Here is a 16,209-nt window from a genome sequence, read left to right as displayed (position 1 = left end):
AGGTGAAGGGGCAGTCATGAACAGTATTCAAAATTTAGAACACAGTCGCTCCGATCAAGCAGAAACAATCATTACAAAAACAACGTGTCCCTATTGTGGGGTTGGATGTGGTGTTGATGTCACGGTAAATCATAAAGCACAAGGAACAAAGGTTCAGGTTGCTGGTGATTTGGAACATCCATCTAATTTTGGACGCCTTTGTATTAAAGGCAGTAATTTGGCGGATACTCTAGGATTAGAGACTCGCGTTTTGCATCCGATGTTTGGTCGTAAGAACCATCGTAAGGTAACGACATGGGATGCAGCCATAGAAAAAATCGCAGATCAATTCCAAGCGTGTATCGATCAACACGGTCATGATAGTGTGGCATTTTATGTATCAGGGCAGCTATTGACTGAAGATTATTATGTCGTCAATAAGTTTGTGAAAGGCTATCTGGGTACAGCCAATATTGATACCAATTCACGTCTGTGTATGTCTTCTGCAGTTGCAGCGCATAAGCGTGCTTTTGGTGAGGATATCGTGCCAGCGAGTTATGAAGATTTTGAATTTACCGATATGGTGGTGTTGGTGGGTTCTAATACTGCATGGTGTCATCCTGTACTGTACCAACGCATCATGCAGGCGAAAAGTAAAAATCCAGATTTATTCGTGGTTGTGGTTGATCCCCGTTTTACCAGTACATGTGAACAAGCAGATTTGCACCTTCCAATTTTACCTGGACAAGATGTCGCATTGTTCAATGGTTTATTACAGTATTTATATAAGAATAACTTTATTGATCAACATTTTGTCGATACACATACCGAAGGTTTAGACACTTTACTAGAATCTAGTCAGACTGAAGCTGATTTTGACTCAGTCGTGAAACGTACGGGAATTTCAGCAGAAAAGCTAAAATTCTTCTTCGAAAAATTTGCCACCACTGAAAAAGTTGTGAGCTTATTTTCAATGGGTGTGAATCAATCTTCTCAAGGGGTGAATAAAGCCAATAGCATTATCAATTGCCATCTTTTGACAGGGAAAATTGGTAAGTTAGGTGCTGCGCCATTCTCAATGACAGGTCAACCGAATGCCATGGGTGGCCGTGAAGTGGGTGGTTTAGCCAATATGTTGGCAGCACATATGGACATCGATAATCCATCACACCAAACACTTGTACAAAACTTTTGGAACAGTCCTGTGATTGCCAATCAAGCGGGACTCAAAGCAGTTGACTTATTCCAAGCTGTAGAGTCTGGGAAAATTAAAGCCATATGGATTATGGCAACCAATCCTGTGGTGAGTTTACCTGATGCGGATCAAGTAAAACGCGCATTGAACAAATGTGAGTTTGTCGTGGTTTCAGATATTTGTGCTGATACAGATACCACAGCTTATGCGGATGTGTTGCTTCCTGCGTTAGGTTGGGGTGAAAAAGATGGAACTGTGACCAACTCAGAGCGCCGTATTTCACGTCAAAGAGCTTTTTTACCTGCTCCAAAGCAAGCAAAAGCAGACTGGTGGGCCGTTGCTGAAGTTGCGAAAAAATTAGGTTTTTCTGGTTTTGATTTTAACAATGCATGTGACATCTTTAATGAGCACGCAGCCTTATCTGCGCATCAAAATGCAAGTTTGGATCAACGTGATCAAGTTGAAAACTTTCGTTATTTCAACCTAAAAGGACTAATGAATTTGTCTTTGGATGAATATGATCATTTACGTCCGATCCAATGGCCTGTTTGGGAAAAAGGTCAAAGTACTGCGGTTGAGCAGTTATTTGATCAAGGTTTGTTTAGCCATAAAAGCAAAAAAGCAAAACTGATCCCGACAGTGGCAATTGATCCAGTTCATGCAGTTTCTGAAGATTATCCATTGGTGTTGAATACAGGTCGTATTCGTGATCAATGGCACACCATGACGCGAACAGGTTTGTCAGCAAATCTGACTACTCACCGAGCTGAACCATTTTGTGAAATTCACCCGAATGATGCTTTAAAATTTGGTATTCGTGATAAAGCATTGGTTGAAGTGAAGTCACAATGGGGCAGTTGTGTTCTGCGTGTCACTTTGGCTCAAGGTGTTCGCCGTGGTCAAATTTTTGCACCGATTCATTGGACGGAGCAAGTTGCCTCTGATGCCCGTGTCGGAAAAGTAGTTAATCCAGTTGTAGATGCAATATCAGGTGAACCTGAGTTTAAACATACGCCTGTTGCAATTCAGCCGTTCCATACGACATGGCAAGGTGTTTTGTATGTCCGAGATGGGTTTGAACAACAAATCAAAACCTCATTGCAAACATGTGCATGGTGGGCAAAAGTTAAAATAGCCAAAGCAGTTCGTTTTGAAATTGCAGATCGTCACAACTTTGATCAGACTCAGAAGAATTTAAAAAGTTTCTTGCCTTTTGTAGATGAAACCTATGAATGGTTGAGTATTGAAGATGTTTCAGCACAAATGAGTCATAGCATCATTCTGAAAGATGGGATTTTGATTGCCAGTCTTTATATTGCGCCATCGGATATGTTGCCTGACCGTGATTGGGTTGCGAGTTTATTCAAACGTGAGCGTTTAAGTGCATTACATCGTAAAGCACTGCTTGCTGGTATGCCGATGTCAGCCGCAAATAATGATGGACCATTGGTTTGTAGCTGCTTTAAAGTAGGTAAAAATAAGATCATTGAAGCAATTAAAACGCAGAATATTACTCATGAAAAACAAGTGACAGCTTGTCTAAAAGCGGGTGGTAATTGTGGTTCTTGTTTACCTGAAATCAGAGGTTTGATTAAAACCTGCCAGTTGGAGGCGGAAGCATGAATACAGATTTTCCCGCTACAGATCTCGTGATCTTGGCGGGAGGACAGGCACGACGAATGAATGGGATGAACAAACTATTGCAACAGTTTGATGATCAGATTCAATTGTCAAAAATTTGTCAGCGCTTTAAAGCGGAAGTTCAGCAGATATGGGTCAATAGTCATCGTGATAGCTCGATCTATAAAAGCATAGAGCCGACTGTTGAATGTTTTTCTGATGATCAACAAGGGTTTTTAGGGCCGTTGATGGGAATGAAAAGTGCATGGTCGCGTGTACAAGCAGAATATGCATTATTTATTCCTTGTGATGTGACTTATATCCCAAATCAAGTGCTTGCAAAGCTGCATCGTGCTTTAGAGAAAAATCCGCAAGCATCCGTGGCGTATGTAAATATCAATGGCGATGCGTTGTATCCATTTTGCTTGTTAAAAAGAGCGAGTTTATCGATATTAGAAAACCAGCTCGCTGCAAATAAATTAAGTTTAAGAGAAACTTTTAGGCAACTACACGCTCAACACGTTATCTTTCAAAAGCAAAGTCTATTTTGTCATAGCATCAACTCTTTGGATGAGCTGCAACAATACAAGCAAATGAAAGCTTTTAAACAGATGTTTACTACAGACTGATCAGTGAAAAGCTTTCATGTGATTATTTTAAATAAGTGTTTATATTTTGGATTTTTGCAGATAAATTTCCATTTCTTCCACAGGAACCATACCACCACCAGTCGCCCAAACAATATGATTGGCATTATTCATTTGTCGTTCAGTCAGATGGTGCATAGCAGCATATGCTTGGTTTTGGGTGATTAAGATTGGGCCTAGCATTCCAGCCAAGGCAGATGGTTCCAATTGTAAATCTTCTGATTGATTGAGTAGCCCCAATAATTTATACATGCTTTGATCATCCAGTGTGTAGAAAGCATCGAGTAGTCTCTGCATCGCTCGACCCACAAATCCAGATGCACGTCCTACTGCTAAGCCATCTGCTGCGGTAATGTTATCAATGCCTAGGTCTTGTACTGAGATTTGATCATGCAAGCCTGTTGCTACACCTAGCAGCATGCAAGGTGAGTGAGTTGGTTCAGCAAATATACAATGTACGTGATCACCCAAAGCCATTTTTAAACCAAATGCGACACCGCCTGGGCCACCACCAACGCCACATGGCAAATAAACAAATAAAGGATGCTCTTGATCAACCGTAATATTTTGAGATTCTAATTGTGTTTTTAAGCGTTCACCTGCAACGGCATATCCTAAAAATAAAGTTTTTGAATTTTCGTCATCAATAAAAAAGCAATTTGGATTTTTTAATGCTGCTTTACGACCTTCTTCAACTGCAACACCATAATCTTGGGCGTATTCAATAACGGTAACACCATGTGACCTTAATTTATCTTTTTTCCACTGACGTGCATCTGCCGACATATGCACAGTGACATCGAAGCCAAGTTTGGCACTCATGATACCAATCGAAAGTCCTAAATTACCTGTAGAGCCAACGGCAATACTGTATTGACTAAAAAAATCTCTAAATTCAGGACTGTCTAATTTTGAATAATCATCTTCAACTGTTAATAAATCTGCTTGAATGGCAAGTTTTTCAGCCCGATAGAGCACCTCGTAAATACCGCCACGTGCTTTGATCGATCCTGATATTGGCAAATGACTGTCTTTTTTTAACCATAATTTCCCAGTGATATTTTGTTTGAAATGAGCTTCAAGCGTTTTCTGCATCTTTGGAATAGAAACCAGTTCAGACTCAATCATTCCTTTACTTATCTCAGTTTCAGGAAATACGGACATCAGATAAGGAGCGAAGCGAGCTAAACGATCACGAGCATCATCAATATCTTGTTGAGTCAGTCCTACAAAGGGCAAACCTTGTGCTAAAGAGGTGGTTTGGGGATTCAACCAAATTGTTTCTTTAAGTTGAATAAGATCATCGACAATCGGATGTTGTGCAACAAGGGTTTCAATTTGGTTTGAATTCATTAGACTGCTCATAAGATCTTTCTATTATGGAGAGAAAAAATTGAAGAAATTTCATTCTTTTTAGATATTCATGTATTACAGTGATTAGATCAATAAAAATTATATTTTTATATCAACAACCTTATTCATTTATAAGAACTCTGTTGAACCAAATCTTAATTTAATTTCGGATCGTTGTACTTGATCTTTACTTAAATAAGTTCTATTTTGGAACTTGATTGATTTTAAGCCATTGTCCAAATGATTTGTTAAGATTGAACATCATGTTTGGATAAGTAAAAAGTCAGAAAAATAATCGAAATAAGTGCTTGTTGTGCTTTTTCATCATTTGTAGGTTGAACCTTGTTTACTTTTAAAAATCCAAAAGACCTTTAGCGGATGAGATTGCAAATCATAGGGAGAATAAAATGCCAATGTCGACTACGATAGCAAGACAGGATGTGACTGCTTGTATTTTATGTTCGAGAAACTGTGGTTTAAGTGTTGAAGTTGAAAACAATCAATTTAAGAAAATTAAAGGTGATGATCAGCATCCGTTTTCACAAGGTTACATTTGTCAAAAAGCAGCACGTTTACAGCATTATCAACAACATGCAGATCGTTTAACTCATCCCTTGAAGCGACAAGCTGATGGTTCATTTCAAGAAATTTCTTGGGATCAAGCGATCCAAGAAATTGCAGATCAATTGGTTAAAATTCGTGATGCACATGGCGGAACAGCATTTGCATCGGTTGGTGGTGGTGGGCAAGGCAATCATCTAGGAGCGGCTTATGGTCGCCAACTATTGTATGCAATGAAAAGCTTTTATGCCTATAACTCACTTGCTCAAGAAAAAACTGGTGATTTCTGGGTAAATGGACGTTTGTTTGGTAGTCAAGCATGTCATACCACCGAAGATGTGGAACATGCGGATTATGTTTTATTTATTGGAACCAATCCGTTTCAAGCACATGGTATTCCAAATGCTCGTGATACTTTAAAACATATCAAGAAAGATCCAAACCGAACAATGGTGGTTTTTGATCCGCGTGTTACTGAAACGGCTAAGCAAGCTGATATCCATGTGCAATTAAAACCAGGTACAGATTCCTATTTGATGTCTGCAATGATTGCGATCATGTTGCGCGAAGATTTGTATGATCAAGCATTTATTCAAAAACATACGCATGGGTTTGAGCGAGTTAAACAGGCATTTTCTACAATACCAATTGAAGAATATATTGAGAAGGCAGATGTCTCTGTAGAGCTGATTTATCAAATTGTACGGGATTTTGCCAAAGCTAAGCGTGGTTGTGTTCGGATTGATTTAGGTATTCAGCATACTTTAAACACCACCTTAAACGGATATTTGGAAAAACTACTTTATTTGCTTGCAGGACATTTTGGTAAACAGGGAACGAATAACTTACACACCATGTTTATTCCGATCTTGACCAATACTGATGAGCGTAATCCTAAATATCGTCGTACGGTTCATCATAAGATGTTCCCAATATCAGGTTTCTTTCCACCAAATATTTTACCTGACGAAATTCTAAAAGCAGGCGAGAAGCGAGTACGTGCAGTCTTTGTAGATAGTTGCAATCCATTGCTCACCTATCCAGATACCGCAGCTTATGAACAAGCATTCCAGTCATTGGAATTGCTAGTTGTGGTTGATGTTGCGATGACAGAAACAGCGCGATTAGCCCATTATGTATTGCCAGCGCATAGTCAATTTGAAAAGTGGGAATTTACCGGCTTTAATTTGGAATTCCCACAAAATGGTTTCCATTTACGTCATCCGCTTTTTAAAGCTCAAGGCAATACGCTGCCTGAATCGGAAATCTATACTCGCCTACTTGAAGCAATGGGTGCTATTCCAAAACAGTTTCCTCTACTGAATAAGATTGCGCAAAAGGATTCTCCGAAGACAGCTTATCTAGGTTATTTTGCTGCACTTGCTGCTAGTTTTGTGAGAAATAAAAAGTTAGTCCCATTTGCGGCATCTATTGTTTATCGAACACTTGGGCAGACATTACCCAATGATGCAGCATCAACGGCTTTATTATTGCCTTTGTGTATGCAGTATTCTGTTCAACATTATAAAGCTGTCAAACAAGCGGGTTATAAAGGGAATCGTTTAACATTAGGCGTAAACTTATTCCAAGCGATATTGCAAAAACGTTCTGGCGTTATTCTCTCTAAACACAACTATGATGATGTCTGGGATTTGGTTGCTTATAAAGATAAAAAGATTCATTTAGCAATCCCTGAAATGTTGATTGAATTAGCACAACTGAATCAACAAACTCAAGGCACAAGTGAACAGTTTCCATTTATCTTATTGGCGGGTGAACGCCGTAGCTATAATGCAAACCAAATCTACCGTGATCCAGCATGGCGTAAGGTTGATGCAGAAGGTCGACTGAGAATGAATCCTGAAGATGCAATTCATTTTGGCGTAGATACAGGTCACTCATTACAGTGTATTTCAGAACATGGTCGGATCACAGTGGTTGTCGAGATTGATGAGGGAATGCGAAAAGGGGTCGTTTCGCTGCCGCATGGTTATGGTTTACGTTATAGCGGAGGTCAGGCGATTGGACCTGAATTAAACCGATTAACTTCGTTAAAGCATTGCGATCCTTTGTCGAAAACCCCATATCATAAATATGTGCCTGTACGACTAGAGAAACCTGCGGCATGGTGGATGGATTGAGTTGATTTGCACTATTTTATTGCGTTTAAATTGATATGTGTTTTGAAATAGTGCAATCTCGTTTAACGATAATCTCCTATAAATCATCAGATTTTGTTCTAGGATTAAAATGATAAGTTCATTCAACGAAAGATAGAGCATATAGTTGAATCAGTTTTAGGAATTGGAATAATAATTGCTTAGGTAAAATTCTCATATGTTCAAGAAAATAGATAAGCACACAACTTGTGCTGAACATGATGGGAAAATTCACAATATGAGTGCATATGATGAAGTATGAAATACCTGAAACGAATTTACCGATCTTGCAAGATCAGTATGCTCGTATTAAGCGTAAGTTACGTATTTCGGTGACGGATCGTTGCAATTTTAAATGTGTGTATTGTATGCCCGAGCATCCTGAATGGATGAAAAAGCAAGATTTATTGAGCTTTGAAGCATTATTTTTATTTTGCCAATACATGGTCAGTCAAGGAATTGAAAACATCCGTATTACGGGTGGTGAACCACTCATGCGTCAGGGTGTGGTTCATTTTATTGCTGAGTTACAGGCTTTACGTGCAGAAGGGCTAAAACGTATCTCGATTACCACCAATGCACACTATCTCACCAAATATGCACAACAATTGAAAAATGCGGGATTAGATGATTTAAATATCAGTCTTGATAGCTTAGATCCAACCCAATTTAAGTCGCTGACTAAAAAAGAGTTAGCACCTGTTTTGGCAGGTATAGAAGCAGCTAAGCAAGCCCAACTGCCATTTAAAATAAACTGTGTGTTAATGAAAGGTCAAAATGATGATCAAATTGTACCGATGGTCAAATGGGCTAAACAGCAAGACATTCCACTACGATTTATTGAATTTATGCCATTGGATGGTGATCAGCACTGGTCACAACAGGCAGTGGTGAGCGAAGCAGAAATTTTGGAACAGCTTAAAGCACATTATGAAATTCAGCTAATTCCGCAGCAACATGAGCCAGCCAGACAATACCAATTGGATGGAAATTATCGCATTGGTATCATTTCTACGATTACTCACTCTTTTTGTGGGGAATGCGATCGAATTCGTTTAACTGCACAAGGTGAACTCTATAATTGTCTATTTGCCCAACAAGGTTTGAATATCAAACCGTACTTATTAAAGATACTCCGAGCGCAAAAAACACAACAATTATCTGATTTTGATCAACTAGATATGCAGGTGAAACCTTATATCTGGCAAAAAGCTCAAGGCTATCATGCAATTCAACATCAACAAGTGCGTAAAATCAGTATGCACATGTTGGGTGGTTAATTTAATAAAATGGTGTGGAGAAGAAATGCAAACCATTGAAGTGAAAATTGAAGCTTTTGGAGCGATAGAAAGACTTTTGCCAAAAGCACTTAGTTTTGAGTTTGCTCATCACCAATCGGTCAAAGATGTATTGCAACAGATTGTGACCCTTTATCCAGAATCAAGTAATGCGATGGAAAAATGTGCCTGTGCGATTGGTGAGGATATTGTGACTCGTCAAACGACCTTAGATTCATCATGTACTTTGGTGCTGTTATCACCAGTTGCGGGAGGATAAAATGCGTGAGTTTGCTAGAGTCCAAGATCAGGTTTTAAGCTTAGACAGTTTTGATCCAATCCAAGATTTTCCAGAATGTGGTGGCATCGATATTTTCATTGGGACAGTACGTAACCATCATGAAGGTAAAGCAGTAAAAGCACTTAAATACACGTCTTATACGCCTGTCGCTGAAAAAATGATTCGTGAAATCGAACAGGAAATCAAAGATAAATATCAGGTTTCTTATGTGCGCGTGATGCATCGTATTGGCTATTTAGATGTGAGTGATACGGCGATTATCGCGATTGCTTATGCTGCACATCGCCGTGAGGCATTTCAGGCGTGTGAAGAAGCCGTAGAGCGTGTCAAGCACGAAGTCCCGATCTGGAAAGAAGAGTTTTTTATGGATGGAACGAGCCAATATGTTGAAGGGTGTTGTATTCGCAAAGACAGCCCAGATACGACTGCCCCAGAAAAACATAGACATGAACATGACCATCAACATTGCGCACATGAGCGTACACACGAATAAGGTTTTAGGAAGTTAAGATGAAAAATGTTGGGATGAAACCTGAAAGTTATCGTGTTGCAGAGGCACAAGCGATTTTACATGCACCACCACATTGTATTCAGTTACTTCGAGATGGAAACACAGAAAAAGGTGATGCTTTAAAAACTGCACGGATAGCAGGTATTTTGGCAGCAAAACGTACCGATGAGCTGATTCCACTTTGCCATCCATTACCGATCTATCGTGCAGATGTGGAATATGATTTACACGATGATCATGTTGTGATTTTAACGACGGTTGAGACGATTGGACCAACTGGCGTTGAAATGGAAGCTTTAACTGCTGCAAGTTTAGCAGGCTTAACGATTTACGATATGTTAAAGCCACATTGTGAACCAGATGAGCTATGTTTAGATCAATGTAAATTGCTCAAGAAAAAGGGCGGTAAGTCTCATTTTAAACGTACCTTACGTCAACCTGTTTCTGCTGCAGTGATTGTTCTCTCAGATACTGTGGCAGCTGGTCGAAAACCTGATACGGCAGGAAAGTCAGTTGTTGATACTTTGACAGAAGCTGGTTTTGATCCAATTCATTATCAAATTCTGCCTGATGAATCTGATCAGTTAAAGGATCTAGTGTTAGAGTTAACCAAATCTTATGCGTGCATTATGACTGTTGGTGGTACAGGAATCGGGAAGCGTGACATTACTGTCGATACGTTGGAGCCGCTATTAGAACGTAAATTAGATGGTTTAATGGAAGCTTCTCGAGCATTTGGTCAAAGACGTACACCTTATGCAGCGATGTCTCGTGGTGTGGCAGGGTTTATTGATCGTTCATTGGTTGTGACTTTGCCGGGTAGCCGTGGTGGTGCAACTGAATCAATGGCTGCAATACTGCCTGCTTTGGTACATATCTTTGATGTATGCCGTGATCTGCCTCATCCGGGAGGCTATGAATAATGTCTGGATGCGGCGCTGAAAAAGGTTTAATCAGTATTGATGAAGCATTAGCTTTGATTCAAACCCAACCTAAAACTCTAACAGCAGAGACGCTGGCTTTAGGAGATAGTTTAAATCGGTATCTGGCAAAGGCGGTGTATTCTGAGGTTAACTTACCGAGCTTTTCTCAAAGTGCAGTTGATGGTTATGCAATCAACTGCTCGCTTGATGATCTTCAAAATGCTAGCTTCAAGCTGAATGGGGAAATCAAAGCAGGTACTGTTTCCGAGTTACCTTTGCAGCAAAACCACGCGATTCGGATTTTCACAGGTGGGAAAATACCTGAGGGAACGACCCATGTCGCTCGCCAAGAAATCGTGATCCTTGAAAGCGCTGATCAAATTCGTTTAAGTGAACATATTAAACCACATGCCGATATTCGATTTACGGGTGAGGAAGTCCAACAAGGACAACAATTGGCAGATGTTGGACAAAAAATCAATATTGGTACACTCGCTGCTTTGAGTATGGCAGGAGTACAAAGTTTAGACGTCTTCTGCAAGCCAAAAGTCGCTGTGGTGATTACGGGGGATGAGGTTGCTAAAACGCCTGAGGATTTGCAAAGTGGCAAAGTTTTTGATGCGAATGGCCCACTTCTAAAGGCTTGGTTCAAAGATTATGGGCAGGATGTTGAAATCATACATATTGCCGATACTGCAGAGCAAGTCAGTGCATGTTTTGAGCAACTTAAACAAAAATATGATGTAATCATTACGACAGGAGGTGTTTCTGTTGGTGATTATGACTTTGTTCGTCCTTGTGCTTTTGAGACAGGATTTCAACAGGTTTTTTGGAAAGTGAAGCAAAAACCGGGTAAACCACTTTTTTTGCTGAATATACACAAGCTGATGGTCTTCATCATTGTTATTTATTAGGGTTGCCGGGAAATCCTGCGGCTGTTTATGTTGCTATGCAGATTTATGGAAAAGCGTTGCTTGATGCCCTGCAAAGCCAAACACAAACCTTACAGTGGTTTAGTGCAACGCTAACCCATGCACTAAAACCTGATGCACGAGAGCGTTTCTTGAGAATGCATGCTTATTTTGAAAATGGGCAGCTTAAACTTCAAAGTTTGGCCAAACAACAATCTCATATGCTCAGTAACTTGATGCAAGCGAATTGTCTGGTGCGCGTTCCATCCAATATTCAACTAGAAGCAGGTCAACAGTTGTCAGGTCTATTTATTCAAAATTAAATTTTGAATAAATTAAAATTATCCTGAGTTTTACCAAGTTCCGATATTGCACTGATGTGAAAGGTGATTTAGTGTATATACTATATCTTGCTTATTTTGTAAGCATAACGGTTCAAGGTATCGCTGCGATATCTGTTTAAAAAGATTGGGTGATAATAATGAAATGGGAAGAAATTGGTGACCAGCCATGTTCTGTGGCTAGAACACTTTCGATTCTTGGAGATCGTTGGACGATGCTTATTTTGCGTAATGCTTTTATGGGCGTCCGTCGTTTTGATGATTTCCAACGTAGTCTGGGTTTAACCAGACATGTTCTTTCCGAACGGCTAAAGCGTTTGGTTGAGCATGATATTCTTGTCAAAGTTCCATACGTAGAACGACAGGAGCGCTTTGAGTATAAATTAACCGAGAAGGGGTTGGATTTATATCCTATTATTCTTTCAATGACCCAATGGGCAGATAAGTGGATGGATATGGGTTTAGGTAAACCCATTGAATTTACACATAAAACCTGCGGAAATAAAATGACCCCTAAAATGGTTTGTTCAGAATGTAATGAACCGATCAAGGCAAAAGAAGTACGTGCAAGTGCTGGTCCTGGCTATTTTGCTTATATTGAACAAAAACAAAAAAGTGCATGATTTAGTTTTTTTGTAGTTCTATTTCCTGTTGAATCGCGTGAGATAGAACTTCAAAAACTTTTTGGTCGGAACATTGAGCGACATTGAAGCGGATAAAGTTTTTATAATTTTGACTTTGGCTAAACGCATTTCCCGGCGCTAAAATGACATTATTTTCGAGACACGTTTGGGCAATACGTGCAGTATCTAAATTCTTAGCTAATTCACACCATAAGAAAATACCTGCTTGAGGCTTTATCCAAGGTCTAATCTTCAACTTTTCTAATTGTTTAATCGTAAAGTCCATTGATTTTGCTAAACGTGTTTTTAATTCATCTAAATGTTTGCGGTAAGTTCCGTCGGTTAAAGCAGCGTATAAGATTTCAGCGGATAGATGGCTACCACCAAAACCAGTCGCAATTTTTATATCTGTGAGATCTTCTATCCATTGAGATTTTGTTGCGATATAGCCCGTACGTACAGAACCTGACAACGTTTTAGAAAAACTACCAATATGAATCACCTTTGAAAGGCCATCTAGTGCTGCCAGCCTAGGTGCTGGATCTAATTCTAAATCTGCAAAAATATCATCTTCGATTACAATCAGGTTGGATTGTTCAGCCAATTGCAATAATTGATAGGCTGTTGATGCTGTTAGTCTTGCACCTGTAGGGTTATGAATACCAGAATTGGTTATATATAACCGTGGATTATGTTGTGTGATTGCTTGTGAAAAAGCATTTAAATCTGGACCCGTAGGTGTATAAGGAATGCCAATAATTCGAATTTGGTGAACCTTGAGTAACGCATGAAAATTAAAATAACAAGGATCATCTACCAGCACGACATCATTTGGCTTTAAAAAATATCGACAAATTAAATCAATAGCTTGTGTACCAGAGTCTGTTAATAAGATTTGGTTAGGTGTTGCTTCGATTCCTTTACCTAGAATTTTACGCGCTAATAGCTCACGTAAGGCAGGAGAACCAAGTGGTGATGAATAATCAGTTAAAATTTTTGATTCAACTTTAGAAATTTTACGAATTGCTTTACGGATGTTTTCATGTGGCATCCAGTCATCAGGTAACCAACCACAGCCGGGCTTAAGCATATCTGGCTTGGCTTCTAAAGACTGTCTTGAAATCCATAAAGGGTCTATGTTCCGATCAATTTTGGGATGAATTTGAGAGATAGATAGAGGCGGAATTGGTCCAGATACAAAAAAACCAGAACCTGTCTTAGACTCGATTAAACCTTGTGATGCAAGGCGCTCATAGGCTTCTACGATCGTAGAGACAGATAAATTGAGTTGCTTGGCTAAGCCGCGAACCGAAGATAGCCGTGAACCTGGGGTGAGTGAACGAGTTTTAATTTGTTCATGGATATGTTGTATAACAAAATCTATTTTTGTGGTTTTCATTGCGATCATCTTAAACTGTATTGTTAATATATACAGTACAGTTATTTGGAATTGTACTGTATTGTGTATGGTGAACTAACCATAACACAGTTTAAATTCTTCATATAGATGTGGAGAGTTTAAATGAAATATTTCAATAATGGATGGGTAAATGGACTTGTTGGTGTCATGATTTTTGCTGGCTCTTTGCCAGCCACACGTGTTGCTGTACTTGAATTTAGTCCTACTTTCTTAACTGCTGCAAGGGCTGCTATTGCTGGTCTTTTTGCAGTGCTGTTATTGGTGTTGTTGCAGCAGAAGTTACCAAAACGAGTAGATTGGCTACCATTGTTTTATGTTGCGATCGGTGTCGTTGTCGGCTTTCCACTTTTTACAGCACTCGCTTTGCAATATGTGAGTGCAGCACATAGCATTGTTTTCATTGGGTTATTGCCATTAGCGACCGCTATTTTTGGTGTGGTGAGGGGTGGCGAAAAAACGAGCCAAAAATTTTGGTTTTTTGCAATTTTGGGGGCCGCTTTAGTCTTTGGCTATATGTTAGTTCAAACCAAGAGTTGGCTATTTCATTATGGTGACTTTTACATGTTGCTAGCGATTTTACTTTGTGGCTTTGGCTATGCTGAAGGGGGAAGGCTTTCAAAGCATTTAGGTGGCTGGCAAGTAATCTGTTGGGCACTACTTTTAACTCTACCTGTAATGCTATGGATCTCATGGTTATATATGCCAAACAGTTTTGCTGATATTTCATGGTCAGCAAAGTTAGGTCTAATTTATGTCTCAATATTTAGTATGTTGATTGGTTTTTTCTTTTGGTATAAAGGCTTAGCTCAAGGAGGGATTGCTGCAGTGGGGCAGTTACAGTTATTGCAACCGCTATTCGGATTGGCAATCGCAGCTGTTTTATTACATGAACATGTCAGTATAACGATGTTTGTAGTTACGGTTGCTGTGATTGCCTGTGTTACTTGTGCTAAAAAATTTGCTTAAGAAAATTATAAACAATTTGCAGGTTTAGGAACGCCAGCCAAACGGCTTAGATGACGAGCGACTAAACCTGTATTGAATCTTTGTTGTAAAACAGCATTATTAATTTCTGGACTGACAGTTTTCATTAAAAACTTGATTAGTGGTCGAGTTGCAGGTGAATGTCCGAACTGTTGATAAAATTGACGAACAGCTTGAAGCACTTCGAAATGCCATTCAGTTAATTCTAAATCTAGAGATTGCGCTAATACTTGCGCTACATCATGATTCCAAATCGTGTAATCAACTAAATGACCATCTTGATCTAAATCTAATTGCATAAAATAGCCTAAGAGTATTTCAAATTGAAAGATGTTATTTCAAGCTAATACAGCGTTTAAACTGTAATGCAAGCTGAGCAAATTGAGCGTAATCAATGCACTTTACACGTGTTTTTAAGTCATCACTCAATAAAGCAGAGTCACTTTCTAAACAATATAAATTAGGATACGTCTCAATGATCATGTGATTGATACCCAATACAGCATCGCTCATCACAACGATATGATCATTTGCCTGAGCCATTTGTGTTAAATCACTCCATATTTTTTCAATATGAAGATAAGGGGCTTGAATCAAAAAAAGTGTAGCTTCTTTCATTATGGCTCCTTACCAATACAGTACGTGATCAAATGATTGGATGAGCTCGGGAGTGAGTTCAATAAACTCAATCTCTTGTTCTGAGTTTTGAACAATATCGAGTTGTTGATTTTTTGTTTCGATGAGCAAGGGGGTTAAATCATAAAACTCGAAACTTTCCACCATATTTGAGGCAATTTTAAAGGCGTGTTGAATAGAATCAAAAGTAAGCTGATCATTGAGTAAGCTGAGTGCAGCATCTTTTAATAATACTTTGACAGAAATCCCAAAGGTTGCTAAAACCATAGTTGCAGATAAACTTTCGTTAATTTGCAAACTGGTTAAGTTGGGCTGCGTTAGGATGACGAGTACAGATTTCACACAATATACCTTTTAAAAGCAACACTCTATTAAATAACTTAAACTAAAATTGAATTAAGCGAGAACAATCTTGCACTGCATCAGCAAGTTCGCCAAGACCGACTAGCTCAAAGCCATGGGCTAAGTTATGGTTTTGGAGAGAATGGCGTTGTGCATTGCTCGCATCGGTGATACCCCGGGCAAGGGCAGCACTGACACAGACAGGGAGTCGAATACCGAGCTTTTGCCATTCTTGTTTTAGGTTGCGCTGATCGTCAGGAAACCACTGTAAATCATTCGCAACTTGAACTCCATCTTGGTAAAAGAAGACACGAAATTCTTCACGCATATTGTGTAATGCTTGTGCCAGACCAAATGCATGCCAAGCCATGACAGAAGTTGGTGCGGAGGTAATTAGCAGTAATGTACTCATTGAATATTCACGGT

General features: G+C 39.3%; 15 protein-coding genes and 1 pseudogene. 10 read left to right on the top strand and 6 right to left on the bottom strand.

The window, feature by feature from the left end; genetic code table 11:
• Positions 1-16 precede the first annotated feature (16 nt).
• Together HMPREF0023_RS06015 and mobA are read left to right on the top strand one after the other, a co-directional pair.
• On the top strand, positions 17-2,797 hold the full coding sequence (locus HMPREF0023_RS06015; protein WP_008941488.1) for a nitrate reductase: 2,781 nt from the start codon (positions 17-19) through the stop codon (positions 2,795-2,797).
• Positions 2,794-3,423, top strand: a complete 630-nt coding sequence (gene mobA / locus HMPREF0023_RS06010) for a molybdenum cofactor guanylyltransferase (protein WP_008941487.1) — start codon at positions 2,794-2,796, stop codon at positions 3,421-3,423. Before HMPREF0023_RS06015 ends, mobA begins: the two co-directional genes overlap by 4 nt.
• A gap of 39 nt (positions 3,424-3,462) precedes the next feature.
• Here mobA and dsdA read toward each other — a convergent pair whose 3' ends face one another.
• The gene (gene dsdA, locus HMPREF0023_RS06005; RefSeq protein WP_008941486.1) at positions 3,463-4,794 is read right to left on the bottom strand and encodes a D-serine ammonia-lyase; all 1,332 of its coding nucleotides are present in this window, start codon (positions 4,792-4,794) and stop codon (positions 3,463-3,465) included.
• A gap of 407 nt (positions 4,795-5,201) precedes the next feature.
• Here dsdA and HMPREF0023_RS06000 point away from each other — a divergent pair, with 407 nt between their 5' ends.
• From HMPREF0023_RS06000 to HMPREF0023_RS05970, 7 genes and pseudogenes are all read left to right on the top strand, one after another.
• Positions 5,202-7,496: a molybdopterin oxidoreductase gene (locus tag HMPREF0023_RS06000; protein WP_008941485.1), complete on the top strand. Its 2,295-nt coding sequence runs from the start codon at positions 5,202-5,204 to the stop codon at positions 7,494-7,496.
• A 266-nt stretch (positions 7,497-7,762) separates the two neighbouring features.
• Positions 7,763-8,794 (top strand): GTP 3',8-cyclase MoaA, encoded by a 1,032-nt coding sequence (gene moaA / locus HMPREF0023_RS05995; RefSeq protein WP_008941484.1) that lies wholly within the window; start codon positions 7,763-7,765, stop codon positions 8,792-8,794.
• 25 nt (positions 8,795-8,819) lie between these two features.
• The gene (locus HMPREF0023_RS05990; RefSeq protein ID WP_005090684.1) at positions 8,820-9,071 is read left to right on the top strand and encodes a MoaD/ThiS family protein; all 252 of its coding nucleotides are present in this window, start codon (positions 8,820-8,822) and stop codon (positions 9,069-9,071) included.
• 1 nt (position 9,072) lies between these two features.
• Complete coding sequence (locus HMPREF0023_RS05985; RefSeq protein ID WP_008941482.1) at positions 9,073-9,585, top strand: molybdenum cofactor biosynthesis protein MoaE; 513 nt, start codon at positions 9,073-9,075, stop codon at positions 9,583-9,585.
• A 17-nt stretch (positions 9,586-9,602) separates the two neighbouring features.
• A complete protein-coding gene (gene moaCB / locus HMPREF0023_RS05980) occupies positions 9,603-10,526 on the top strand; it encodes a bifunctional molybdenum cofactor biosynthesis protein MoaC/MoaB (protein ID WP_008941481.1) in 924 nt (307 codons plus the stop codon).
• Positions 10,526-11,760 (top strand): annotated as a pseudogene (locus HMPREF0023_RS05975) (molybdopterin molybdotransferase MoeA). The gene moaCB and the pseudogene HMPREF0023_RS05975 overlap by 1 nt, the downstream one beginning before the upstream one ends.
• 158 nt (positions 11,761-11,918) lie before the next feature.
• Positions 11,919-12,401 carry a winged helix-turn-helix transcriptional regulator gene (locus HMPREF0023_RS05970; RefSeq protein WP_005080915.1) on the top strand — a complete coding sequence of 161 codons (483 nt, stop codon included), beginning with the start codon at positions 11,919-11,921 and terminating at the stop codon, positions 12,399-12,401.
• A 1-nt stretch (position 12,402) separates the two neighbouring features.
• Here HMPREF0023_RS05970 and HMPREF0023_RS05965 read toward each other — a convergent pair whose 3' ends face one another.
• Positions 12,403-13,800 (bottom strand): PLP-dependent aminotransferase family protein, encoded by a 1,398-nt coding sequence (locus HMPREF0023_RS05965; protein WP_017394827.1) that lies wholly within the window; start codon positions 13,798-13,800, stop codon positions 12,403-12,405.
• Positions 13,801-13,923: 123 nt separating this feature from the next.
• Here HMPREF0023_RS05965 and HMPREF0023_RS05960 point away from each other — a divergent pair, with 123 nt between their 5' ends.
• The gene (locus HMPREF0023_RS05960) at positions 13,924-14,787 is read left to right on the top strand and encodes a DMT family transporter (protein ID WP_008941477.1); all 864 of its coding nucleotides are present in this window, start codon (positions 13,924-13,926) and stop codon (positions 14,785-14,787) included.
• A 5-nt stretch (positions 14,788-14,792) separates the two neighbouring features.
• Here HMPREF0023_RS05960 and HMPREF0023_RS05955 read toward each other — a convergent pair whose 3' ends face one another.
• The 4 genes from HMPREF0023_RS05955 to tusD are packed head-to-tail and all read right to left on the bottom strand — an operon-like array spanning position 14,793 to position 16,195.
• Positions 14,793-15,104: a TusE/DsrC/DsvC family sulfur relay protein gene (locus HMPREF0023_RS05955; RefSeq protein WP_004638950.1), complete on the bottom strand. Its 312-nt coding sequence runs from the start codon at positions 15,102-15,104 to the stop codon at positions 14,793-14,795.
• A gap of 34 nt (positions 15,105-15,138) precedes the next feature.
• Positions 15,139-15,423, bottom strand: coding sequence for a DsrH/TusB family sulfur metabolism protein (locus HMPREF0023_RS05950; RefSeq protein ID WP_008941476.1), 285 nt, complete (start codon positions 15,421-15,423; stop codon positions 15,139-15,141).
• Between the two features lie 9 nt (positions 15,424-15,432).
• Entirely contained in the window at positions 15,433-15,783 is a 351-nt protein-coding gene (locus HMPREF0023_RS05945; RefSeq protein ID WP_017394826.1) for a hypothetical protein, read from the bottom strand.
• Positions 15,784-15,826: 43 nt separating this feature from the next.
• A complete protein-coding gene (gene tusD / locus HMPREF0023_RS05940) occupies positions 15,827-16,195 on the bottom strand; it encodes a sulfurtransferase complex subunit TusD (RefSeq protein WP_008941474.1) in 369 nt (122 codons plus the stop codon).
• Positions 16,196-16,209 lie beyond the last annotated feature (14 nt).

This window comes from Acinetobacter sp. ATCC 27244 (genome assembly GCF_000156555.1).
Lineage (GTDB): Bacteria > Pseudomonadota > Gammaproteobacteria > Pseudomonadales > Moraxellaceae > Acinetobacter > Acinetobacter haemolyticus.
Note: the sequence above shows the minus strand (reverse complement) of the source record. Positions and strands in the feature narration are given on the sequence as shown.

What these genes read in the sequence shown, in the direction of transcription:
- HMPREF0023_RS05960 (WP_008941477.1), top strand. Translation starts at nt 13,924, where the DNA reads ATGAAATATTTCAATAATGGATGGGTAAATGGACTTGTTGGTGTCATG.
- dsdA (WP_008941486.1), bottom strand. Translation starts at nt 4,794, where the DNA reads ATGAATTCAAACCAAATTGAAACCCTTGTTGCACAACATCCGATTGTC.
- moaA (WP_008941484.1), top strand. Translation starts at nt 7,763, where the DNA reads ATGATGAAGTATGAAATACCTGAAACGAATTTACCGATCTTGCAAGAT.
- HMPREF0023_RS05970 (WP_005080915.1), top strand. Translation starts at nt 11,919, where the DNA reads ATGAAATGGGAAGAAATTGGTGACCAGCCATGTTCTGTGGCTAGAACA.
- mobA (WP_008941487.1), top strand. Translation starts at nt 2,794, where the DNA reads ATGAATACAGATTTTCCCGCTACAGATCTCGTGATCTTGGCGGGAGGA.
- HMPREF0023_RS05990 (WP_005090684.1), top strand. Translation starts at nt 8,820, where the DNA reads ATGCAAACCATTGAAGTGAAAATTGAAGCTTTTGGAGCGATAGAAAGA.
- moaCB (WP_008941481.1), top strand. Translation starts at nt 9,603, where the DNA reads ATGAAAAATGTTGGGATGAAACCTGAAAGTTATCGTGTTGCAGAGGCA.
- HMPREF0023_RS05950 (WP_008941476.1), bottom strand. Translation starts at nt 15,423, where the DNA reads ATGAAAGAAGCTACACTTTTTTTGATTCAAGCCCCTTATCTTCATATT.
- HMPREF0023_RS05965 (WP_017394827.1), bottom strand. Translation starts at nt 13,800, where the DNA reads ATGAAAACCACAAAAATAGATTTTGTTATACAACATATCCATGAACAA.
- HMPREF0023_RS06000 (WP_008941485.1), top strand. Translation starts at nt 5,202, where the DNA reads ATGCCAATGTCGACTACGATAGCAAGACAGGATGTGACTGCTTGTATT.
- HMPREF0023_RS06015 (WP_008941488.1), top strand. Translation starts at nt 17, where the DNA reads ATGAACAGTATTCAAAATTTAGAACACAGTCGCTCCGATCAAGCAGAA.
- HMPREF0023_RS05955 (WP_004638950.1), bottom strand. Translation starts at nt 15,104, where the DNA reads ATGCAATTAGATTTAGATCAAGATGGTCATTTAGTTGATTACACGATT.
- HMPREF0023_RS05985 (WP_008941482.1), top strand. Translation starts at nt 9,073, where the DNA reads ATGCGTGAGTTTGCTAGAGTCCAAGATCAGGTTTTAAGCTTAGACAGT.
- tusD (WP_008941474.1), bottom strand. Translation starts at nt 16,195, where the DNA reads ATGAGTACATTACTGCTAATTACCTCCGCACCAACTTCTGTCATGGCT.